Here is a 20,919-nt window from a genome sequence, read left to right as displayed (position 1 = left end):
GTCCGCCCGAACATCGCATCGCCCATCCCCCGGCAGGCGCCCCGGCGCAGTGTGACCCCACGGCAACCCTGACATCCGGGATCGGGAAACATTGCGTTTCCGCCCCGGCCGTGCGCCGCCCCCCACGCATGGTAAATCGTTTATTAACAGTGACTTCCCTCTGCGCGGAAACGGCACGTTTCTATTGGGGAAACAGACGGGAAATCGGCCGAGTTGACAGATTTTCGGATCGGCAAATACTCGCCGAAGTGCTCCGGTTTTCCTTGCGCGGCAAGGGGTTCGCCGGGGCCCGGGGAATGTGGGTAATGGTTTGACGGATCGGTTGGGAAATGCGTCGCAGGCGGCGCCGGCAGGTCCGGTGTCCGGGGTCCGGACCCTTGGGTCCGGGGCGCCTCTCTCTGCTGCGCCCCAGTCCGCCGACGCGCCGCACCCCGACGACCTGCGCGCAAAGGTTGCCGGGGGCCTCTGGCCGCTCTTCGCGCGGCAGGTGGCCGCCCGCCCCGATGCCCCTGCCCTGCTCGGCGATACCGGAACGGGCACCGGCACGTTGAGCTATGCCGAACTGGCCACCCGCGCCGAGGCGATCGCCGCTGCGCTGGCCGCCCGGGGTGTGGGCCGTGGCGACATGGTGGGGCTTCTCGCCTCGCGCTCGGGCCTTGCCGTTGCGGCGATGCTGGGCTGCATCCGCGCCGGGGCCGCCTATGTGCCGCTCGACCCGACCCACGCGCCCGAACAACTTGCCTTCATCGCGCGCGACCTGCCCCTGAAGGCCGCGCTGGTCGCGCCGCGTCATGCCAACCGCGCGCCGGACGTGTTGCCCGAAGGGCTGCCCGCCCTGCCGCTTAGCGCCCTGCCCCTCGACGCCCTGCCGCACGCGCCGGTGCCACCGCTGCCCGAGGCATCGGGCGAAGACCCGGCCTATGTGATGTATACCTCGGGCACTACCGGCCAGCCCAAGGGCGTCGTCGTCGCGCAGCGCGGCGTCGCGGGGATCGCGCTGGCGCAGGCGCTGCTCGATCCCCGGCCGGACGACCGGATGCTGCACGCGGGCACGATCGCCGCCGACGGCTCCACCTTCGAGATCTGGGGCGCCCTGCTCAACGGCGCCGCGCTTGCCGTGGTCGAGGCGGAGAAACCGGGACTGGACGAGATCGCCCGGGTGATGCGCACGCAGAAGGTCACCTTCGCGCTCTGGTACGCGGGTTTGCACCACCTGATGATCGACCACCAGATCGACGCCTTCGCCAGTTTGCGCAAGTCCGTCTCGGGCGGCGATACGGTCTCGCCCGCCCATGCGAAGAAGCTGCTGCAGGCCTGGCCGGGCCTGAGCTTCGTCAACGTCTTCGGCCCGACCGAGACGACCGTGGTCACGCTTGGCCTCGAGGTCACGCCGGAGATGCTCGGCCCCGCATCTCAGGGCGGCGCCCTTCCCATCGGCCGCCCGCTGGCGGGCGAGGAGGTCTTTGTCGTGGGCGAGGATCTTGCGCCCCTGCCGCCGGGCGAGACCGGCCAGATGGTGTTTGCCGGCCTGGGCGTCGCGCTTGGCTATCACGGGCGGCCGGAGAAGACGGCGGAGGTCTTCGTCGAGGACCCGCGCCCCGGGCGCCACGGCAAGGTCTACCTCACCGGCGATCTGGCCACCCGCCGCCCCGATGGCGCCTTCGACTTCCACGGCCGCGCCGACCGCATGGTCAAGCTGCATGGCCGGCGGATCGAGCTGGACGGGATCGAGCATCTCCTGCGCGCCGACCCCCGGGTCAACGAGGCGGTGGTCGAGGTGGTCACCGTCGCGGGCGACAAGCGGCTGGCCTGCGCGCTGCGCCCCGAGGGTGCGGTCACCGATCCCGCCGCCTTCGCCCGCGACGTGCTGGCCACGGCGGGCGCCGGGCTGAACCCCGCCGAATTGCCGCGCCTGACCCGCGTGCTCGCCGATTTCCCGATGACACCTGCGGGCAAGGTCGACCGCCCGGCCCTGCGCAAGCTGCTCTCCGCGGCCACGTTCCCGGCCGCCGCGCCGGCCGTCACGGCCCGCGACACCCGCGCGACCATCGCCGCGATCTGGGACCGCATCCTCGGCTGTGGTCCGCTTCCCGACAGTGCCACCTTCTTCGACGCCGGCGGCTCGTCCCTGCAACTGATCGACGCCCATGCCGCCATCGAAAAGGCTCTCGGGGTGAAGTTCGACATCACCGAGATGTTCGACACCCCCACCCTCGGCGCGCTTTCGGCCAGGCTGTCGCGCCACACGGCCGAGGAGGCGCGCGCCGAGGAGGCGCCCCGCCCCGCCTCCGGCGCCATCGCCATCGTCGGCCGCGCCGCCCGCCTTCCGGGCGCCGGCAGCCTGCAGGACTTCTGGCAGGCGATCCGCGACGGCCGCAGCCTGATCCGCCATTTCGCCCCCGAGGAGATGGAGGACGCCTTCACCCCCGAGGAGCGCGCGCGCCCGAACTATGTCCGCGCCCGCGGCATCGTCGAGGGCGCGGAGCTGTTCGATGCAAAGTTCTTCGGCATCCTGCCCAGGGACGCGGCCGAGATGGACCCGCAGGCGCGTGTCTTCCTCGAGACCTGCCATGCCGCACTTGAGGATGCGGGGCTCGATCCTGCGCGCCCGCCGGGCCCCGTCGGCATCTTCGGCGGGGCCTCGCCCAGCACCTACCTGTGGCACAACCTGCTCTCCGACCGCGCCACCGCCGACCGGCTGGCGACCGATTACCAGCTGGCGAATTTCCCCGTCGTCACCGGCAACACGCCCGATGCGCTGACCACCCGGATCGCGCACAAGCTCAACCTCACCGGTCCCGCGCTGAACATCTCGACCGCCTGTTCCACCTCGCTCGTGGCCATCGCCCAGGCGGTGACGGCGCTTCGCGCGGGCCAGTGCGACGCCGCGCTGGCAGGGGGCGTCTCGCTCACCTTCCCGCAGAAGCGCGGGTATCTGGCGGTCGAGGGCGGGATGGCCTCGCCCGATGGCCTGTGCCGGCCCTTCGACGCCGAGGCCAGGGGCACCGTCTTCAGCCAGGGCGCGGGCGCCGTGGTGCTGAAACGGCTGGAGGACGCCCAGGCCGCGGGCGACCGCATCCTCGGCGTGATCCGGGGCGTCGGCATCAACAACGACGGCGCGGGAAAGATCGCCTTCACCGCCCCCTCGGTCGGCGGGCAGGCCGCGGCCATCGCCATGGCGCATCGCGATGCGGGCCTCGACCCGGCGACCATTTCCTATGTCGAATGCCACGGCACAGCGACGCCGCTCGGCGACCCGATCGAGGTGGCGGGGCTTGCGCGGGCCTTCGGGCCTGGCGCGGCCGGGAGTTGCGCGCTCGGCTCGGTCAAGGGCACGATCGGCCATCTTGACGCCGCGGCGGGCGTGATGGGCGTGCTTAAGACCACGCTGATGTTCGAGGCGGGAGAGATCCCCCCGGTCGCGAACTTCCGCGCCCCCAACCCGCGGATCGACTTCGCCGCCACCCCGTTCCGCGTGCCCTCGGCCCCCGAGGCATGGTCGAAGGACGCGCCGCGCCGCGCCGGTGTCTCGGCGTTCGGCGTCGGCGGCACCAACGTGCACCTCGTGATCGAGGAACCGCCCGCCATTGCCGCGGCGGTCCTGCCTGGCGCGCCTCAGGTCCTGCCGCTCTCGGCCCGAACGCCCGAGGCGCTCTCCGAGATGGCCGGGGCGCTGGCCACTGCGCTCGAGGGGCCGGATGCCCCCGCCCTGCCCGATGCCGCCTTCACCCTTCAGGAAGGCCGGCAGGCCCATTCCCACCGCCTCGCTGTCGCCGCCCGCACCGGGGCCGAGGCCGCGGCCCTGCTGCGCAAGGCCGCCCCCCGCGCCGTGACCGAACCGCCCGAGATGATCTTTCTCTTCCCCGGCCAGGGCTCGCAATATCCCGGCATGGGCAAGGGTCTTTACGCCACCGAACCCGCCTTCGCCCGGGTCATCGACGAGGGCTGCGAGATCCTCTCCGACCTGATCGACATCGACATGGCGGAGCTTCTGTGTTTCGGCGAGGTCTCGGATGCCGCGCAGGCCCGCGCCCTGCGCGATACCCGGATCACCCAGCCCGCACTCTATCTGACGCAGCTTGCGGCGGCCCGATTGTGGCAAGAACGCGGCGTCGAGCCCTCCGCCCTGATCGGCCATTCGGTCGGAGAATTCGCCGCGGCCACCCTCGCCGGTGTCATGAGCTTCGAGACCGGGCTGAGGATCATCGCCGAACGCGGCCGCCTGATGCAGGACATGGCGCCCGGCGCGATGCTGGGCATCCGCGCACCGGCCGGGCAGGTCATGGGGCTCCTTGGCGACGGGATCGACCTTGCCGCGCTGAACGCGCCCAACCTGCAGGTGGTGGCAGGCCCCGAACCGGCGATCGAGGCGCTGGCGAAACGCCTGGAGGCCAGGGGCACGCCCTGTTCGCGCCTGCACACCTCGCATGCCTTCCACAGCGCGATGATGGACCCGGTCGTTCCGGCGCTGGAGGCGATGATCGCGGGCCGTGCACTCCATGCCCCCGATCGCCCCATCCATTCCGCCGTCACCGGTCAGCGATTGACTGATGCGCAGGCCACCGACCCCGCCTTCTGGGCCGGTCAGGCCCGCGCGACGGTGAAGTTTCAGGCCGCTCTCGAGGCGGCCACCAAGTCAGGGTCACCCGTGCTGATCGAGGTGGGGGCAGGACGCACCCTCTCGGCCTTTGCGGGCCAGATCCTGAAACGCGGCGGTCCTGGCAGGATTTTCCAGTCATTGCCGGATCACACCCAAACCGACCTTGACGATCAGAGCGTCATGGCCGCCGCGTTCTCCAATCTCTGGGCCTCGGGCGTCGCGGTCGATTTCGCCCGCCTACCGCGCGGGGCTCGAAAGGTGGCGCTGCCCACCTACGCGTTCCAGCGCAAGCGCCACTGGATCGACCCACCGGCGACAGATGCCGCGCCCGGCGCCGCAGCGGGCGCTCCGGTGGTGGCGGCCGCTGCGATGTCATCGCCTGCCGCCTCGCCCCCGGCATCGGCGCCCATACCGGCGCCCGTTCCGCCGACTGCCCAGGCCGCCGCCGCTTCCTCCTCTCCCGCGCCATCCGTATCGGAGACCGCCATGACCGCCCGCCTCGACCGCCTCACCTCCGAGCTTCTCGCCCTCTTCGCCGATCTCTCGGGCGAGGATATGGGCCCCGACGAGGCCGGCGTGCCCTTCCTCGAACTCGGGTTCGACTCGCTCTTCATGGGGCAGGTGGCACAGGCGTTGGGGCGCGATTACGGGGTCGAGATGACGTTCCGCTCGCTCCTGTCCGATACGCCCTCGATCGCCGAGCTCGCGACCCATCTCGACGCTGTGCTGCCGCCCGAGGCCGCCGCCCCGCAGGCCCCCGCCACGCCCATGGCGGCGGAGCCTCCTGTCACGGCGGCGCCAGTCAAGGCGGCCCATGCGACGGGGGACAATGCGACGGGGGCCCCTGTCGCCGCACCGGCCCCGGCGGCGATGACCGGCTCCGTGCCGGCCATGCCTGCGGCGGAGGGCCTGACGGGCCTGATGCAGGCGCAGATGCAGACCATGCAGGCGATCTTCGCCGACCAGCTGCGGGCCCTTGGCGCCGCGCCTGCCCCCGCCCATCCGGCCGCCGCGCAACCCGCCCCCGCGCAGGCGCCAGCCCCAGCCCAGCCCTCCCCGGCCCAGCCAGCCCCGTCCGCCCCGGCCGCCCGGGTCTTGGCGCCGAAGGCCGAAGAGGTGGCAGCCGATGAGGCCCCCGCCGAGAAGCAAGGCTTCAAGGTCGGCCGCGGTCCGAACCTCGCCGGGGTCGAGCTGACCGCCGACCAGCACGCCTTCGTCGCCGACCTCGCGCGCCGCTACTCGGAACGTCACGCCAGGTCCAAGGCCTACACCGCGCAGCATCGCCCGCACCTCGCCGACCCCCGCACCGCCGCGGGCTTCCACCCCGACTGGAAGGAGCTGGCCTTTCCCATCGTCTCCGACCGCTCCAGCGGCGCCACGCTGACCGATATCGACGGGCACAGCTTCATCGACGTGGTCAACGGCTTCGGCCAGACCGCCTTCGGCCATTCCCCCGCCTTCGTCTCGGCCGCCGTCGCGGCGCAGCTGGATCGCGGCTATGCCATCGGCCCGCAATCGGAAAAGGCAGGCCCCTTGGCCGACCGCCTGTCGACGATGCTGGGACATGAGCGCGTCACCTTCGCCAATACCGGGTCCGAGGCGGTGATGGCCGCGATGCGCCTTGCCCGTACCGTCACCGGCCGCGACAAGGTGGTGGTCTTCGGCAACGATTACCACGGCCAGTTCGACGAGGTGCTGGTCAAGGGCAAGACGCGTGGCGAACCTGCCGCCCTGCCGATCGCGCCGGGCATCCCGCGCTCGGGCCTTTCCAACATGGTCGTGCTGCCCTACGGCGCCGACGAATCCCTCGACTGGATCCGCGCCAACGCCGGCCAGATCGCCGCCGTGCTGGTCGAGCCGGTGCAGTCGCGCCACCCCGAGTTCCGCCCCGAGGCCTTCGTCAGGGCGCTCCGCGAGATCACGGCGGAAAGCGGCGCTGCCCTGATCATGGACGAGGTCGTCACCGGCTTCCGCACCCACGCCAAGGGGATGCAGGGGATCTGGGGGATCGAGCCCGACATGGCCACCTACGGCAAGGTCGTGGGCGGTGGCATGCCGATCGGCCTTCTGGCGGGGAAAGCACGCTTCATGGATGCGCTCGACGGTGGGCAATGGTCCTTCGGCGACGACAGCACGCCGCAGGTCGGCCCCACCTTCGTCGCCGGCACCTTCGTGCGCCACCCGCTGGTGCTGGCGGCGGTCGAGGCCGTCCTCGACCATCTCGACGCCGAGGGCGACCGGCTCTGGCACGAGACGGCAAGCCTCACCGCCGACATGATCGCCCGGCTGAACGCGGTTCTGGTGCAGCGCGGCCTGCCCGCCCTCGTCACCGGCTTTTCCAGCTGGTTCATGCTGAACGCGACGCAGGCCGACCCGCGCGCCTCGCTCCTCTACCCGCTGATGCGGATGGAGGGGATCCACGTCCTCGACGGGTTCGCGGGCTTCCTGACCACGGCGCATACCGAAGCGGACGTGGCCCGCATCGTCACGGCCTTCGCCTCTGCCGTCGACCAGTTGCAGGCCGTGGGCATCCTCGCGCCCAGCCAACCCGTGACGGCCGCGACCGAGGTCCCCAGCCGCGCGATCCCCCTGACCGAGGGCCAGCGCGAGATCTGGATGACGCACCAGCTGGGCGACATGGCCGCCTGTGCCTTCAACGAGGGCGCGTGCCTGCGCCTGGACGGCCCGCTCGACCGCCGGGCTCTGACGCGGGCACTGGACGGCGTGATCGCCCGCCACGATGCGCTGCGCCTGGTCTTCGACCGTTCGGGCGGCAGCTTCGACGTGGCCGCGCCCGCGCCGCTGGTCCTCGACCTCACCGACCTTTCCGCCGAGGCCGACCCGGAAGCCGCGCTGACCGCGGCCCTGCGCGAGGATGCCGCGACGCCCTTCGACCTGACGGCGGGCCCGGCGTTCCGCGCCCATCTCTATCGTCTGGCCGAGGGCACCCATGTGCTGGCGATGACCGCGCATCACATCCTTTGCGACGGCTGGTCCTACAACCTTATCTTCGCCGATCTCGCCGCGCTCTACGCGGGCGAGACGCTGGCGCCCGCGCCCTCCTTCGCCGCCTATGCGATGAACGCCGCGGGCCGGGCGATGAGCGCACAAACCCTCGACTTCTGGCGCGCGCAATACGCCCGGATCCCGGCCCTGCCCGACCTGCCCACCGATCGGCCTCGCCCGGCGGTCAAGGGCTATGCCGGCGGCACCGTCACCGGTCAGATCCCGGCCGATGCGATGAAGGCCCTTCGCAAGGCGGGCGCGAAAGCGGGTTGCACCCTGTTTGCCACGCTCTTCGCGGGCCTCCAGATGACACTCGGGCGGCTTTCGGGCGCCTCGGACGTGGTGATCGGCGTGCCCACCGCCGGGCAGGCCGACCTGCCCGACCCTGCGCTGGTGGGTCACATGGTCAACTTCCTGCCCATCCGAGCGCCCTTCGATCCGGCGAAACCCGCCGCCGAGCATCTGGCGAATGCCAGCCGCGCGGTGATGGAGGCGTTTTCGCATGGAGACACGACCTATGGCGCGCTGGTGCGCGAGTTGGGGGTGCCGCGCAGCCTCGGCCGCCTGCCGCTGACCGAGGTGCAGTTCAACCTCGAGAAGGTCGACGACGGGCTGACCCTCGGCCCAGTGACGGCCAGGGCCACCCCCGCGCCAAAGGCCGCGTCGAACTTCGACCTGTTCTTCAACGTGATCGAAAGCAAGGCGGGCCTGCGCATCGACGTCGACTACAACGCCGATGTCTATGACGCGGCGACGGTGGAACGCTGGATCGGCCATTACGCCGCGCTGCTGGCCGGGCTGGCCGAGGATGCGACCCGACCGATCCAGACCCTGCCGATGATGGATGCGGCGACCCTGGGCGCGCTGCTGGCGGCGCCGAACGCCACCGCGCTGGACTATGACCGCGGGGCGATGCTGCACGATCTGGTGACCCGGGGCGCGGCGCCCGACCCGCGCGCCATCGCCGTCGAGGCGGCGGATGCCACGCTGACCCATGCCGAGCTGTCGGCGCGCTCCGATGCGCTGGCCGCGCATATCCAGGCCAGCCTCCCCGAGCCCGGCCAGCGCATCGCCATGGCGCTGCCGCGCGGGGCGGCGATGCTGGTGGGGCTGATCGCGATCCTGAAGGCGGGGCACAGCTACATCCCGCTGGACCCGCGCCAGCCGGCCGACCGCCTGCGCACGATCTGCGAGACGGCCGAGGCCGCCGCCGTTCTGGCCGAGGAGGCGCCGTTCACCCGGCTGCCGCTGATCCGGCCCTCGGAGGCGCCGACGCAGGCGACCCCCGCCGCGACCCCCGCGGATCCGGAACGTGCGGCCTACATCATCTTCACCTCCGGCTCGACCGGGACGCCCAAGGGCGTGGCCGTGCCGCACCGCGCGGTGGTGAACTTCCTCACCTCGATGGCGCAGGAACCGGGGCTCAGCCCCTCCGACGCGATGCTCTCGGTCACCACCGTCATGTTCGACATCGCGGTGCTGGAACTGTTCGGCCCGCTCGCCGTCGGCGCAAAGGTGGTGATCGCCAGCCACGAGGACATCCTCGACGGCTTCGCGCTGGCCGATCGCGCGGCCCGCGGTGACATCACCGTGATGCAGGCGACACCCACGCTGTGGGACATGGCGCTCGAGGCCGGGCTGGAACCCCGCGCCGGGCTGAAGATGCTGGCGGGGGGAGAGCCCCTGCCCGCCGACCTTGCCACCCGCCTGCGTGCGGACGGGGGCGGGGAGCTGTGGAACCTCTACGGGCCCACCGAAACCACCATCTGGTCGGCGGTGAAGCGGGTCGGCGACGGGCCGGTCACCATCGGGCACCCGATCGGCAACACCGAGCTGCACATCCTGTCCGAGGCGGACCAGCTGCAGCCCGTGGGCGTGGTGGGCGAGCTCAACATCGGTGGCGACGGGCTGGCGCTGGGGTATTACGGCCGGCCCGAGCTGACCGAAGCCGCCTTCCGCGAGGTCTCGTTGGCCGGCACCCCGCGCCGGCTCTATCGCACGGGCGACCTCGCTTATCGCCGCGCCGATGGCGATGTGGTGGTGCTGGGCCGTCGCGACACACAGGTGAAGCTGCGCGGCTTCCGCATCGAGCTGGGCGAGATCGAGACCCGGCTGCGCACCCTGCCCGGCATCGCCAAGGCGGCGGTCGACTTGGCCACGCGGCCCGGCGGCGACAAGTTCCTCGCCGCCTGGTACGTGGCCGAGGAAGGGGCGCAAGTCGATGCGGCGGCCCTGCACGCGGCGCTGGCGGGCCAGCTGCCCGATTACATGGTGCCCCAGGCATGGCAACGGCTCGACGCGCTGCCGCAGACGGCGAACGGCAAGCTCGACCGCAAGGCGCTGCCCCAGCCCACTGCCACGCAGCCTGCCACCGCTCAACCCACCGCCGCCCAGCCGGGCCACCCAGAGGCCGGGGCGGCGCCCGCCACCCTCACCCCCGCTTCCGATCTCGCTCCGGTCCCCGCCCCGGCCGATACGCCCACAGGCGCGACCGAGACGAAGATCGCAGCGATCTGGTGCGACGTGCTGGGGCGCGAGACGGTCGGCGCCACCATCACGCTGCATGCGCTGGGGGTCGACTCCCTTGCCGTCTTCCGGATCGCGGCGCGTATGCTCGACGCCGGGCTGAACCTCGAGGCACGCGACCTGCTGGCCCACCCGACGATCCGCACGCTGGCGGCCGAGGCCGACCGGCGAGCGGCGGAGGCGCAGTCCCGTACGGGCACGGATGCACCCGCCCGGCCCTCTCTCAAGTCCTTCCGCGGCGGGGCGCGCCGCGGTGAACTGAAGGTGTCCTGACCATGGATGGCGCGGCCAATCCCACCCCGCAACCGGCGATCGCCCGCTTCCCCGTCTCGACGGCGCAGCGGCAGATGTGGTTCATCGACCAGCTGATGCCGGACGACCCCACGCTGAACGTCGCGATCCGGTGGAACGTCACCGGGCCGGTCCGGTCGGACAGCATCGAGGCCGCCTACCAGGCGGTGATCGCGCGGCACGAGATCCTGCGCAGCCGTTTCGTCCTCGAGGGCGGCGAGCCGGTGCAGGAGGTCGTCGATCAGGTTCCCTTCCGCCTTGGCGTCGTCGACCTGCGCGGCGTGCCCGAGGCGCAGCATGCCGCCCGGGTCGACGAGATCGCCGCGAACGATGCCGGGCGGCCCTTCGACCTGACCCGCCCCGGGCTGATCCGCGCCACGCTGGTCCGCCTCGGGCCCGAGCGGGCGGTGCTTTTGACCGGGGTGCATCACATCGTCTTCGACGGCTCTTCCATCGGTGTCCTGGGCCACGAGATCGGCACCTTCGCCGCCGCCTTCGAGGCCGGGCGCCCGCCGGAAATGGAGGAATTGCCGCTGCAATATGGCGATTACGCGCTGTGGCAGCGCGACTACCTCGCCTCAGGCGTCGAGGCCGAGGATGCCGCCTACTGGGCCGGCCAGATGAAGGACGCGCCCTATTTCGAGATCCGGCCCGACAAGCCGCGCCCGATGCCGCGCTCCACCGCGATCGCGCGGGTCGGCTGCGACCTCCCGGCGGGCACGGTGGAAAAGCTCGGCGCGCTGGCACGGGACCAGGGCGTGTCGCTCTTCACCCTTGGCGCGGCGGTCGCGGCCGGGGTGCTGGCGCGCGTGGCGGGGACCGACGAAGTCCTGATGTCGACGCCGATCTCGGGCCGGATCGACACAGATCTCGAGGGGCTGATCGGCCCCTTCATCAACCATCACGTGCTGCGCCTGCCCACCCGTCCCGAGACCACGCTGGCCGATCACCTGGCCACCGCCCGCACCGTGGTCGAAGAGGCGCTGGCCCATCAGGCGCTGCCCTTCGCCAAGCTCGTCGAGGTGCTGAACCCGCCGCGCGATGCGTCGCGGGCGCCCTTCAGCGGGGTCGGGTTCAACCTGATGCACGTCTTCTATCGCGGCGCGCGCTACGGCAGTTTCGAGATGGCCTCGGCCCCGGCCTTCGCCTCGGGGTCGGCACAGGACCTCAGCCTGCTGCTGGTCGGTCGGCCCGGGGCGCCCTGGCGGCTATCGGTCGAATATTGCCCCGACCTCTACGAGGCCGCCAGCGCCGAGGCGCTGCGCGACACGCTGGCCCGCGCGCTGGTCGAGATCGCCGAGGGCGCCCGCCCCGCGCTCGCCGACCTGCCGCTGGCGCCCGCGCTGGCCGAACGGCCCGACGGCACGCCACGCCCCGGCGCCCGGATCGAGGAGGTGCTGTCGTCGCACCCCGAAGTCAGTGCCGCCGCGGCGGTGCCCGCGGGCGAGGGCAACGCCTGCTTCGCCTTCGTCAGCCCCCGGGCCGACAGCCTGGTCCCGCTCGAGACGCTGCCGCAGGAACTGATGGGCTTTGCCGCGCGGCGGCTGGTCCCGGCGGAACGGCCGATCGGGATCTCGGTGCTGGCGGCGCTGCCACGGCGGTCCTCGGGCGATCTCGACCGCGCCCGCCTGCCCCGCCCGCTGATCGCGGCCGCCACCGCCCAGCCCTTCGTGCCTGCCCCCGGGGCGAGCCCGGCGCCCGCCGCAGCCGCCATCCCGCCTGCCGCCACTCAGACAGCCGCCGCCCACCAACCGGACGGAGCGGTGGAACCGGCGCTTTCGGCGCTCTGGTCCGAGCTGCTGGAACGGACCGACATCCCGCGCGATGTCAGCTTCTTCGACCTCGGCGGTCATTCTCTGCTGGCGGTGCGGCTGATGGCGCGGATCCGCGAACGCTGGGCCCTGCGCCTCGGAGTCGCCACGCTCTACCAGAGCCCGACACTGGCCGGCCTGGCCGCGCGCGTCGCCACCGACCTCGGCCTCACCCCGGTCGGCCCGCCCGCGACGGACGAGGACGTCCCCTCCCGGGGGACGGCGGAGGCCGCACCGGCCCCCGCCACCGGGACGCTTCCCGATGACACGCTTCCCGACAACATGCTTCCCGATGGCGAGGATTGGCGGATTGAGCCGATCCTGACCGAGGGCTCCGCCCAGCAGATCATCGCGGTGAACGACGTAGGCCTTATCCTCGACACCGCGCAGTACCTCTCCGACCGCCACCCCGCGCTCTGCGTGCGCCTGTTCGACGGCACGCGCGGCATCGATCGGTCGCCGCGCAGCTTCGAACAGATCGCCGCGGAATATGCCGCGACCATCCGCGCGGCCCAGCCCTCGGGGCCCTATCTCCTGTTCGGCGTCTGCGTGCACGGCAACATCGCGTTGGAGGCCGCCCGCATCCTGAAGGCCGAGGGCGAAGAGGTCGCCGTGGTGATCAAGGACGTGTGGGAGCCGGGCTATGCACAGTCGCTCAAGCGCCGCCGCCTGACCCGCTGGGCCGAGCGCTTCTACGCATTGGGCAACAAGATCCGCATGGTACGCATGGGCACCATGTCGCTCGAGGCGATGCTGGGCAGCTACCGAATCCTGCGCCGCTCGGGCGTGCTGGCACTGGCCCGACGGCTGGGCCTGATCGGCGCGGTGCGCGCCACCGACCTCGCCCCCGAGCAGGAGCGGTTCGTCTCCTACATCTCGGCCGCGAGGAACCGCTACCGCCCCGCAGAGGTGGATTTTCCGGTGCTGCACGTGGTCACCAGGATCACCGCGCAGGGCCGGCTCTTCCTGCCCTCCGTCGGTTGGGAAAAGGTGGTGCGGCCGGACCTGCTGACCACGGTCGCGCTCGAGGAGGTGGTGGTGACCCGCGGCCTGCGCGTCGGCACGCGCGACCTTGCCCGGGCGATCGACGCGTGGAGCGCGGCGCGGCACCGCATCGGCTAAGCCGCGCCACGGCGGGCGCGCGGCTACCAGGCGTGGTCGTGGGCCCCAGCGTCGGGCCGGCGGGGGCGCTGCCCCCTGCACCCCCCGGGATATTTTCGCTCAGAAGAAGAGCGGAAGGTGGTCGTGAGCGGATTGGGGGCGGGCCCTTTCCAAGCCGGGCGCGATCCCGGATAAGGGCGGCATGGCCGAGACCCTGCCCATCGACGATGCCCTGCCTGCGTTGATCGCCGCGCTTCAAAGCGAGGGGCGCGCGGTGCTGCAGGCGCCGCCGGGGGCGGGCAAGACCACGCGGGTACCCCTCGCGCTGCTTGACGCCGGGGTCTTCGCGGGGCGGCTGATGATGCTGGAGCCGCGCAGGCTTGCCGCCCGGGCGGCGGCGGAGCGCATGGCCGAGACGCTGGGCGAGCCGGTGGGGCGGACCGTGGGCTACCGCATCCGGGGCGAGGCGAAGGTTTCGAAGGAAACCCGGATCGAGGTGGTGACCGAGGGGATCCTGACCCGGATGATCCAGGCCGATCCGGAGTTGCGGGGCATCGGCTGCCTGGTCTTCGACGAATTCCACGAACGCTCGCTGAACGCCGACCTCGGCCTGGCGCTGGCTTGGGAGATCCGGGGCGCGCTGCGCGAGGATCTGGCCCTCATCGTGATGTCCGCGACGCTTGATGCCGGGCCGGTGGCCGAGATGATGGACGGGGCGCCGGTCGTGACCTCCGAGGGCAGGGCCTACCCGGTGGAGACGCGCTGGCTGGAACGTCCCCTGCCGCCCAAGGCGCGCCTGCCCGAGGCGACGGCGGATCTGGTCGCCGAGGCGCTGGGGCAGACCGAGGGCGGCGTGCTGGTCTTTCTGCCGGGCGAGGGCGAGATCCGGCGTTGCGCGGCGGCCCTGGGGCCGCGGCTGCCGGCGGGGGCGAGCCTGCATCCGCTTTACGGTGCCCTCGATTTCGCGGCGCAGAGGGCCGCGATCGCGCCGGCCGTGTCGGGGCGGAAGGTGGTGCTGGCCACCTCGATCGCCGAGACCTCGCTGACGATCCAGGACATCCGGGTGGTCGTGGATGCGGGCCGGGCGCGGCGCGCGCGGTTCGATCCGAATTCGGGCATGTCGCGGCTGGTGACGGAGCGGGTGAGCCGTGCGGAGGCCGAGCAGCGCCGGGGCCGCGCGGGGCGGGTCGCGCCCGGGGTCTGCTACCGGCTCTGGACCAAGGGGGAGGAGGGCGGCCTGCCCGCCTATCCCCCGGCCGAAATCGAGGCGGCGGACCTGACCGGCCTTGTGCTGGAGCTTGCGCTCTGGGGCGCGCGAGGGCCGGAGGATCTGGCGTTCCTGACCGCGCCGAACCCCGGGGCCTTTGCCGGGGCGCGGGCGCTGCTGGAGGATCTGGGCGCGCTCGATGCGGGCGGCGCGATCACCGCGCATGGCCGGGCGGTGGCGGCGCTGCCGGTGCACCCGCGGCTGGCGCACATGCTGTTGCGGGCGGGGCCGTCGGCGGCGCCGCTGGCGGCCCTTCTGGAAGAGCGCGACCCGCTGCCGCGGTCGGCGCCGGTGGACCTGTCGCTGCGGCTTCGGGCGCTGGCCGATCCCCGAGCCTACGCCGAGCGTCACCCGTGGCAGGCCGACCGGGGCGCGGTGGAGCGGATCCGCAAGGAAGTGCAGCGGCTGGCCCGGTTGACCCGGGCGCAGGATGCCGGGCTGGCGCCGGGCGAGATGGCGGCGCTGGCCTATCCCGACCGGGTGGGCCTGCGACGCAAGGGCGATCAGCCGCGCTGGGTGCTATCGGGCGGCAAGGGCGCGGATCTGGGGCCGGAGGATCCGCTGGCGGGCGCCCGGCTGATCGTGGCCACCGACCTGGACGGCGACACGCGCGAGGCGCGGATCCGGCAGGCGGCGGTGATTTCCGAGGCCGGGTTGAGGGCGCTCTACCCCGACCGCATCCGCTGGCGCGATGTCTGCGAATGGTCGCGCCGCGAACGGAGGGTGGTGGCGCGGCGGCAGGAGGTGTTCGGTGCCCTCGTCCTCGACGACCGGCTATGGCCCGACGCGCCGGCCGAGGCGGTAGCGCTGGCGGCGCTGGAGGGGGTTCGCGACCTCGGGTTGCAGGCGTTGAACTTCTCGGCCGCAGCACGGCGGTTCCGGGCACGGGTGGAATTGCTCCGCGACCAGGGGGCGGATCTGCCGGACATGTCGGACGAGGGGTTGCTGGCCCGGGCCGAGGACTGGCTTTTGCCGCACCTGTCCGGGCGGAAGACGGCCGGGGACCTCGGGTCGCTCGACCTGCTGGAGCCGCTGAGGCAGAGCCTGACGTGGGATCAGATGCAGCTGGTCGACCGGCTGGCACCCGCGCACTTCACGACGCCGCTGGGGCGGAAGGTGCCGATCGACTACGGCGGCGAGGCGCCGGGGATCGAGGTCAGGTTGCAGGAATTGTTCGGGGTGACGGCGCATCCCACGGTGGGGCCGGAGCGCCTGCCCCTGCGGATCACGCTGTTGTCGCCAGGGCAGAAGCCGGTGCAGGTGACGATGGATCTGCCGGGGTTCTGGGCCTCGTCCTACGCGGATGTGCGCAAGGACATGCGCGGGCGTTATCCCCGCCATCCCTGGCCCGAGGATCCGACCGAGGCGGACCCGACCACCCGGGCCAAGCCGCGGGGGACGTGACCCCGTAGGGTGCGTTTCAACGCACCCTGAGACGCCTTGCCCTACTCGCGATGCCGCATTCGCGGCGCCGGGGGGGCGTTGAAGCGAACCCTACGGTCAGTCCCACCAGGGGCCATGGTGGAAATCCTGCCCGTCGAGACGGTCGAAACCGTGGCGGCCGAAGAAATCCCTGAGGGCCTGAATCAGGTTCGCCGTGCCATGCCCCTGGCGCAGGCTGTCCCAGAAGGTCAGCGCGCCCGACAGGACCGGCACCGGGAAGCCCGCGGCCACCGCCTGCCCCACCACCTCGCGCAGCGCGGGGATGCCCTGCTCCAGCACCTCGGCGAAGGCGGGGGAGAGCAGCAGTTCGCCCTGCGGCGGACCAGCGCGGAAGGCGGCCGAGATATCGTCGAGCAGCCTGGCCCGGATGATGCAGCCGGCGCGCCAGATCTCGGCGATGCGGGCCGCGTCCAGATCCCAGCCGAATTCGGCCGAGGCGGCCATCAGAATGCGGAAGCCCTGCGCGTATTCCAGCACCCGCGCCGCCAGAACCGCCTGTTCCAGCCGGTCCGACATCAGCGGCACGGTGCCCCGCTCGTTGCCGTAGCTCTTTTCGACCGCGGCGCGCAGGTCGCGCTCGGCCGACCAGGCGCGGCCGGCGACGGCGCCTTCGATCATCGTGGCGGACTGGCCGAGGCGCACCGCCTCGATCACCGTCCAGCGGCCGGTGCCCTTCTGCCCCGCCGCATCGACGATGGCGTCGACGATGGGTCCGTCGGCGCGGCTGTCGGGCGCGCGCAGCACCTTGGCGGTGATCTCCATGAGGTAGGAGGCCAGCGGCCCCTCGTTCCAGCCGTCGAAGACCTGCGCCACCTCGGCAAGGTCACGGCCGGTGCCGTGGCGCAGGAGGTCGTAGCATTCGGCGATCATCTGCATGTCGGCGTATTCGATGCCGTTGTGCACGGTCTTGACGAAATGGCCCGCGCCATCGGGGCCAAGCCGCGCAACGCAGGGATCGCCCTCGAACCGGGCCGCGATCGCCTCAAGGATCGGCTTCAGACCGTCCCAGCTGTCGGCGCTGCCGCCAAACATCATGGAGGGGCCGTGGCGCGCGCCCTCTTCGCCGCCCGAGACGCCGAGGCCGACGAAGTGGAACCCCGCGGCCTCCATCTTCTCGTTGCGGCGCCGGGTGTCATTGAAATCGGCATTGCCCGCGTCGATCAGCGTGTCGCCCTTGTCGAGCAGCGGCATCAGCTGGTCGATCAGCGCATCGATCGGCCCGGTCGAGGGGATCATGGCGAGGATCAGCCGCGGCGTGGGCAGCGCCTGCACCAGCGCCGCGAGATCCTCACACCGCGTGACCTTGTCCGAGACATCTCCGGACCGGGTCATGAAGGCGTCGATCATCTCGGGCTCGAGGTTCGACACCGCGATGTCGATGCCCTTGGTCGCCATGTTCATGGCGAGCGCCGAGCCCATCGTGCCCAGCCCGTAGATCCCGATCCGTGCCGTCATGCAAACCTCCGCGTCTCTTGCCCGGCAGAACCTAGCGGCCCTGCCGGCAAGGGCAATGCTTCCGGGGCGCCCCTCTTACAACCCCAGGCACCAGCGCACCACCGCCTTTTGCGCATGCAGGCGGTTCTCGGCCTCGTCGAAGATCACCGAATGCGGGCCGTCCATCACCGCGCTGGTCGCCTCGTCGTCGCGGTGCGCGGGCAGGCAGTGCATGAAAAGCGCGTCCGGCTTGGCCAATCCCATCAGGTGTTCGTTCACCTGGTAGGGGCGGAGCTGGTTGTGCCGCCGCTCCCGCGCCGATTGCGGGTCGTGCATCGAGACCCAGGTGTCGGTGACGACGAGGTCGGCGCCTTCCACCGCGCGCTCGGGATTGCGGTCGATGGTGACCGGGTGACCCTTGGCCGCGCAGAAGTCGAGCCATTCCCTTTCCGGATCCAGCGTCGGCGGGCCGGTGAAGGTGAGGTCGAAGCCGAACTGCCCCGCAGCATGGGCGAAGGAGGCGAAGACGTTGTTGCCGTCGCCCGACCAGACCACCTTCTTGCCGGCGATCGGGCCGCGGTGTTCCTCGTAGGTCATGACGTCGGCCATGATCTGGCAGGGATGGGTGCGGTTCGTCAGCCCGTTGATCACCGGCACGTCGGCATATTCGGCCATCTCGTGCAGGGTCTGTTCCTCGAAGGTCCGGATCATGATCAGGTCGACATAGCGCGAGAGCACGCGGGCGGTGTCGGCGATGGTCTCGCCATGGCCCAGCTGCATATCGGCGCCGGAGAGGACCATGGTCTGCCCCCCCATCTGGCGAATGCCCACGTCGAAGGAGATGCGGGTCCGGGTCGAGGGTTTCTCGAAGATCAGGGCGACCATGCGGTTGGCGAGCGGCTGCTCGGCATCGGGGGCGCCCTTGGGCAGGCCGTGGCGCGCGTCCTTCATGGCGCGGCCCTGGTCGATCATGGCCCGCAGGTCGGCGGGGTCGGTGGTGTGGATGTCGAGGAAGGAACTCATGGCGTTGTCTTTCTTGGCCGGGGTCCGGCGGCGGGGGTTTCGCACCCCCGCACCCGCCGCATCCGCGGGGGTTTCACACCCCCGCACCCCCGTGGGATATTTTCACTCAGAAGAAGATCAGGGGTTTTCCACCTTGGTTGCAGCACGGTCGAGGCGGTCGATGGCCTCGGCAATCTCTTCCTCGGTGATGTTGAGGGGGGGCAGCAGGCGGATCACGTTCTCGGCCGCGGGAACGGTGAGGACATGGGTGGCGTACCCCGCCTTGACCACGTCGAGGTTCGAGGCCTTCGAGCATTCGAGGCCGAGCATCAGGCCCTGGCCGCGGATGCCCTTGAAGACGTCGGGGTGGGTCGCGACGAGCCCCTCGAGGCGCTGGCGCAGGAGGGCGGCCTTGCGGTTCACCTCGGCCAGGAAATCGGGGTCGGAGATGATCTCCATCACCTTGATGCCCACGGCGCAGGCCAGCGGGTTGCCGCCATAGGTGGAGCCATGGGTGCCCGCGACCATGCCGGAGGCGGCGTCTTCGGTGGCCAGCACGGCGCCGAGGGGGAAGCCGCCGCCGATGCCCTTGGCGACCATCATGATGTCGGGCGTGACGCCCGCCCATTCATGCGCGAAGAGGCGGCCGGTGCGGCCCATGCCACATTGCACCTCGTCGAAGATCAGCAGCGTGCCGGTCTCGTCGCAGAGCTTGCGGATCGCCTTGAGGTCGGCGTCGGACCAGGCCTTGATGCCGCCCTCGCCGATGATCGGCTCCAGCAGGATCGCGGCGGTGTTGGGGCCGACGGCCCCCTTGACGAGGTCGAGGTCGCCCCAGGGCAGGTGGATGAACCCGGGCATCAGCGGGCCGAAGCCCTTGACCATCTTGTCGCCGCCCGCGGCCGCGATGGCGCCGGTGGAGCGGCCGTGGAAGCTGCCCTCGAAGGTGATGATCTCGATCCGCTCGGGGGCGCCCTTCTCGTACCAGTACTTGCGGGCCATCTTGATCGCCAGTTCCGCCGCCTCGGTGCCGGAGTTGGTGAAGAAGACGGTGTCGGCGAAGGTGTTGGCCACCAGCATGTCGGCCAGCTTCTGCTGGTTCGGGATCTGGTAGAGGTTCGACGTATGCCAGAGCTTGCCCGCCTGCTCGGTCAGTGCCGCGACGAGATCGGGGTTGGCATGGCCGAGCGCGTTCACCGCGATGCCGGCGCCGAGGTCGAGGTATCGCGTCCCGTCCTCCGTGACCAGCCAGGCGCCTTCGCCCTTGTCGAACGACAGGGGGGCGCGGTTGTAGGTGGGCAGAACGGTGGGGGTCATGGGAAAGTCCTCGGAAGAAGGCCTAGGGGTGCCAAAGGCAGGGGGCCAAGTCAACGTGAGAAGTGCTTTTCAGGGGGTGTGCGGAGCCCGGGGAACAAGGTCGCGCAGGGCGGCGCACAGGGGAATGATCGGGGGGAGCGGACGCGCAGGCGTCCGCAACGTCAGGCGCGGGTGCGTCGGCGTCGGGGAAGCGAGAGAGGGGCGTTCCGGTCGATCATACGCAAGCGGATAGCGCGGGACGCGACGCTTGTCCATCGCTATTGTGGATCAGCCCTGCCAGAGCCTGCGCTCCGCCACCTCGACCGAGTTGCCGGCGGGGTCGCGGAGGTAGAGAGAGCGGGCGCCGTTCGGCCAGCGGTGGTCGGCCTCGACGGTGATGCCGCGGTCGGCGAAGAGGTCGGCCCAGCGTGTCATCTCCGCAGCGTCGGCGGCGGCAAAGCACAGGTGGCCCGCCCCGGCGGCACCATGGCGCGGGATCGGGTTTGCCGGATCAGGGGCCGCGGATTGCGCCGGGTCGAAGATCAGCAGCATGCCTTCGCCGCAGCGCAGGAAGACGAACTTGCCCTCCAGACGGCTGACCACCTCGAGACCGAAGACATCGGCATAGAACGCCTCGGCCGCGGCCAGGTCGCCTGCGTAGAGCACGGTTTCGAGGATGGCGCGGGCTTGCATGGCAGGAAACCTGTGTCTTCCGGCAGGGTTTCGCAAGGGAGGACGCTTGCATCGCGGGCCCGCGGCTTGTATCTCGGCCCGTCGCGATTAGAATAGGGCGCAAGCCCCGCCGCCCGTGTCGCGGGCCGGGCGGGACAGCAATCCAGACCGGAGGTCAGCCATGTCCTGGACGGACGAGCGTGTCGAGACGCTCAAGAAGATGTGGGCCGAGGGGCAATCGGCCAGCCAGATCGCCAAGGAACTGGGCGGCGTCACCCGCAACGCGGTGATCGGCAAGGTGCACCGCCTGGGCCTGTCGAACCGCACGGCCGGCGGCGGCGAAGGCGAGGCCGAGGCCGAGGCCGCCCCCGAGGCGCCGAAACCTGCAGCCCCGCAACCGCGCCCGGCCGCCAGCGCCGCCCCAGCCCCGCCACCGCGCGCCGAGGCGCCGCGCCCGGCCGCCAGCCCCC

8 protein-coding genes are annotated in these 20,919 nt (G+C 71.5%); 4 read left to right on the top strand and 4 right to left on the bottom strand.

Annotated features, from left to right (window positions below; translation table 11 throughout):
• Positions 1-358 precede the first annotated feature (358 nt).
• The 3 genes from CVV76_RS00040 (at position 359) to hrpB (ending at position 16,006) form a co-directional block, all read left to right on the top strand.
• Positions 359-10,405, top strand: coding sequence for a non-ribosomal peptide synthetase/type I polyketide synthase (locus tag CVV76_RS00040; protein ID WP_146010217.1), 10,047 nt, complete (start codon positions 359-361; stop codon positions 10,403-10,405).
• A 2-nt stretch (positions 10,406-10,407) separates the two neighbouring features.
• A complete protein-coding gene (locus CVV76_RS00035; RefSeq protein WP_102222576.1) occupies positions 10,408-13,356 on the top strand; it encodes a condensation domain-containing protein in 2,949 nt (982 codons plus the stop codon).
• A 181-nt stretch (positions 13,357-13,537) separates the two neighbouring features.
• The gene (gene hrpB, locus CVV76_RS00030) at positions 13,538-16,006 is read left to right on the top strand and encodes an ATP-dependent helicase HrpB (RefSeq protein WP_102222575.1); all 2,469 of its coding nucleotides are present in this window, start codon (positions 13,538-13,540) and stop codon (positions 16,004-16,006) included.
• Positions 16,007-16,102: 96 nt separating this feature from the next.
• Here the strand turns inward: hrpB and gndA are convergent, their stop codons facing one another.
• The 4 genes from gndA to CVV76_RS00010 form a co-directional block, all read right to left on the bottom strand.
• Positions 16,103-17,500 carry an NADP-dependent phosphogluconate dehydrogenase gene (gndA, locus tag CVV76_RS00025; RefSeq protein ID WP_102222574.1) on the bottom strand — a complete coding sequence of 466 codons (1,398 nt, stop codon included), beginning with the start codon at positions 17,498-17,500 and terminating at the stop codon, positions 16,103-16,105.
• Positions 17,501-17,575: 75 nt separating this feature from the next.
• Positions 17,576-18,502: an ornithine carbamoyltransferase gene (gene argF, locus CVV76_RS00020; protein WP_102222573.1), complete on the bottom strand. Its 927-nt coding sequence runs from the start codon at positions 18,500-18,502 to the stop codon at positions 17,576-17,578.
• Between the two features lie 117 nt (positions 18,503-18,619).
• The gene (locus CVV76_RS00015; protein WP_102222572.1) at positions 18,620-19,798 is read right to left on the bottom strand and encodes an aspartate aminotransferase family protein; all 1,179 of its coding nucleotides are present in this window, start codon (positions 19,796-19,798) and stop codon (positions 18,620-18,622) included.
• Between the two features lie 267 nt (positions 19,799-20,065).
• Positions 20,066-20,470: a VOC family protein gene (locus tag CVV76_RS00010; RefSeq protein WP_102222571.1), complete on the bottom strand. Its 405-nt coding sequence runs from the start codon at positions 20,468-20,470 to the stop codon at positions 20,066-20,068.
• 160 nt (positions 20,471-20,630) lie between these two features.
• Between CVV76_RS00010 and CVV76_RS00005 the strand changes: the two genes are divergently transcribed.
• Positions 20,631-20,919: GcrA family cell cycle regulator (locus CVV76_RS00005; protein WP_332888523.1), on the top strand; the 289-nt coding region annotated here is incomplete at its 3' end.

The sequence above is a fragment of the Acidimangrovimonas sediminis genome, assembly GCF_002871005.1.
Lineage (GTDB): Bacteria > Pseudomonadota > Alphaproteobacteria > Rhodobacterales > Rhodobacteraceae > Acidimangrovimonas > Acidimangrovimonas sediminis.
Note: the sequence above shows the minus strand (reverse complement) of the source record. Positions and strands in the feature narration are given on the sequence as shown.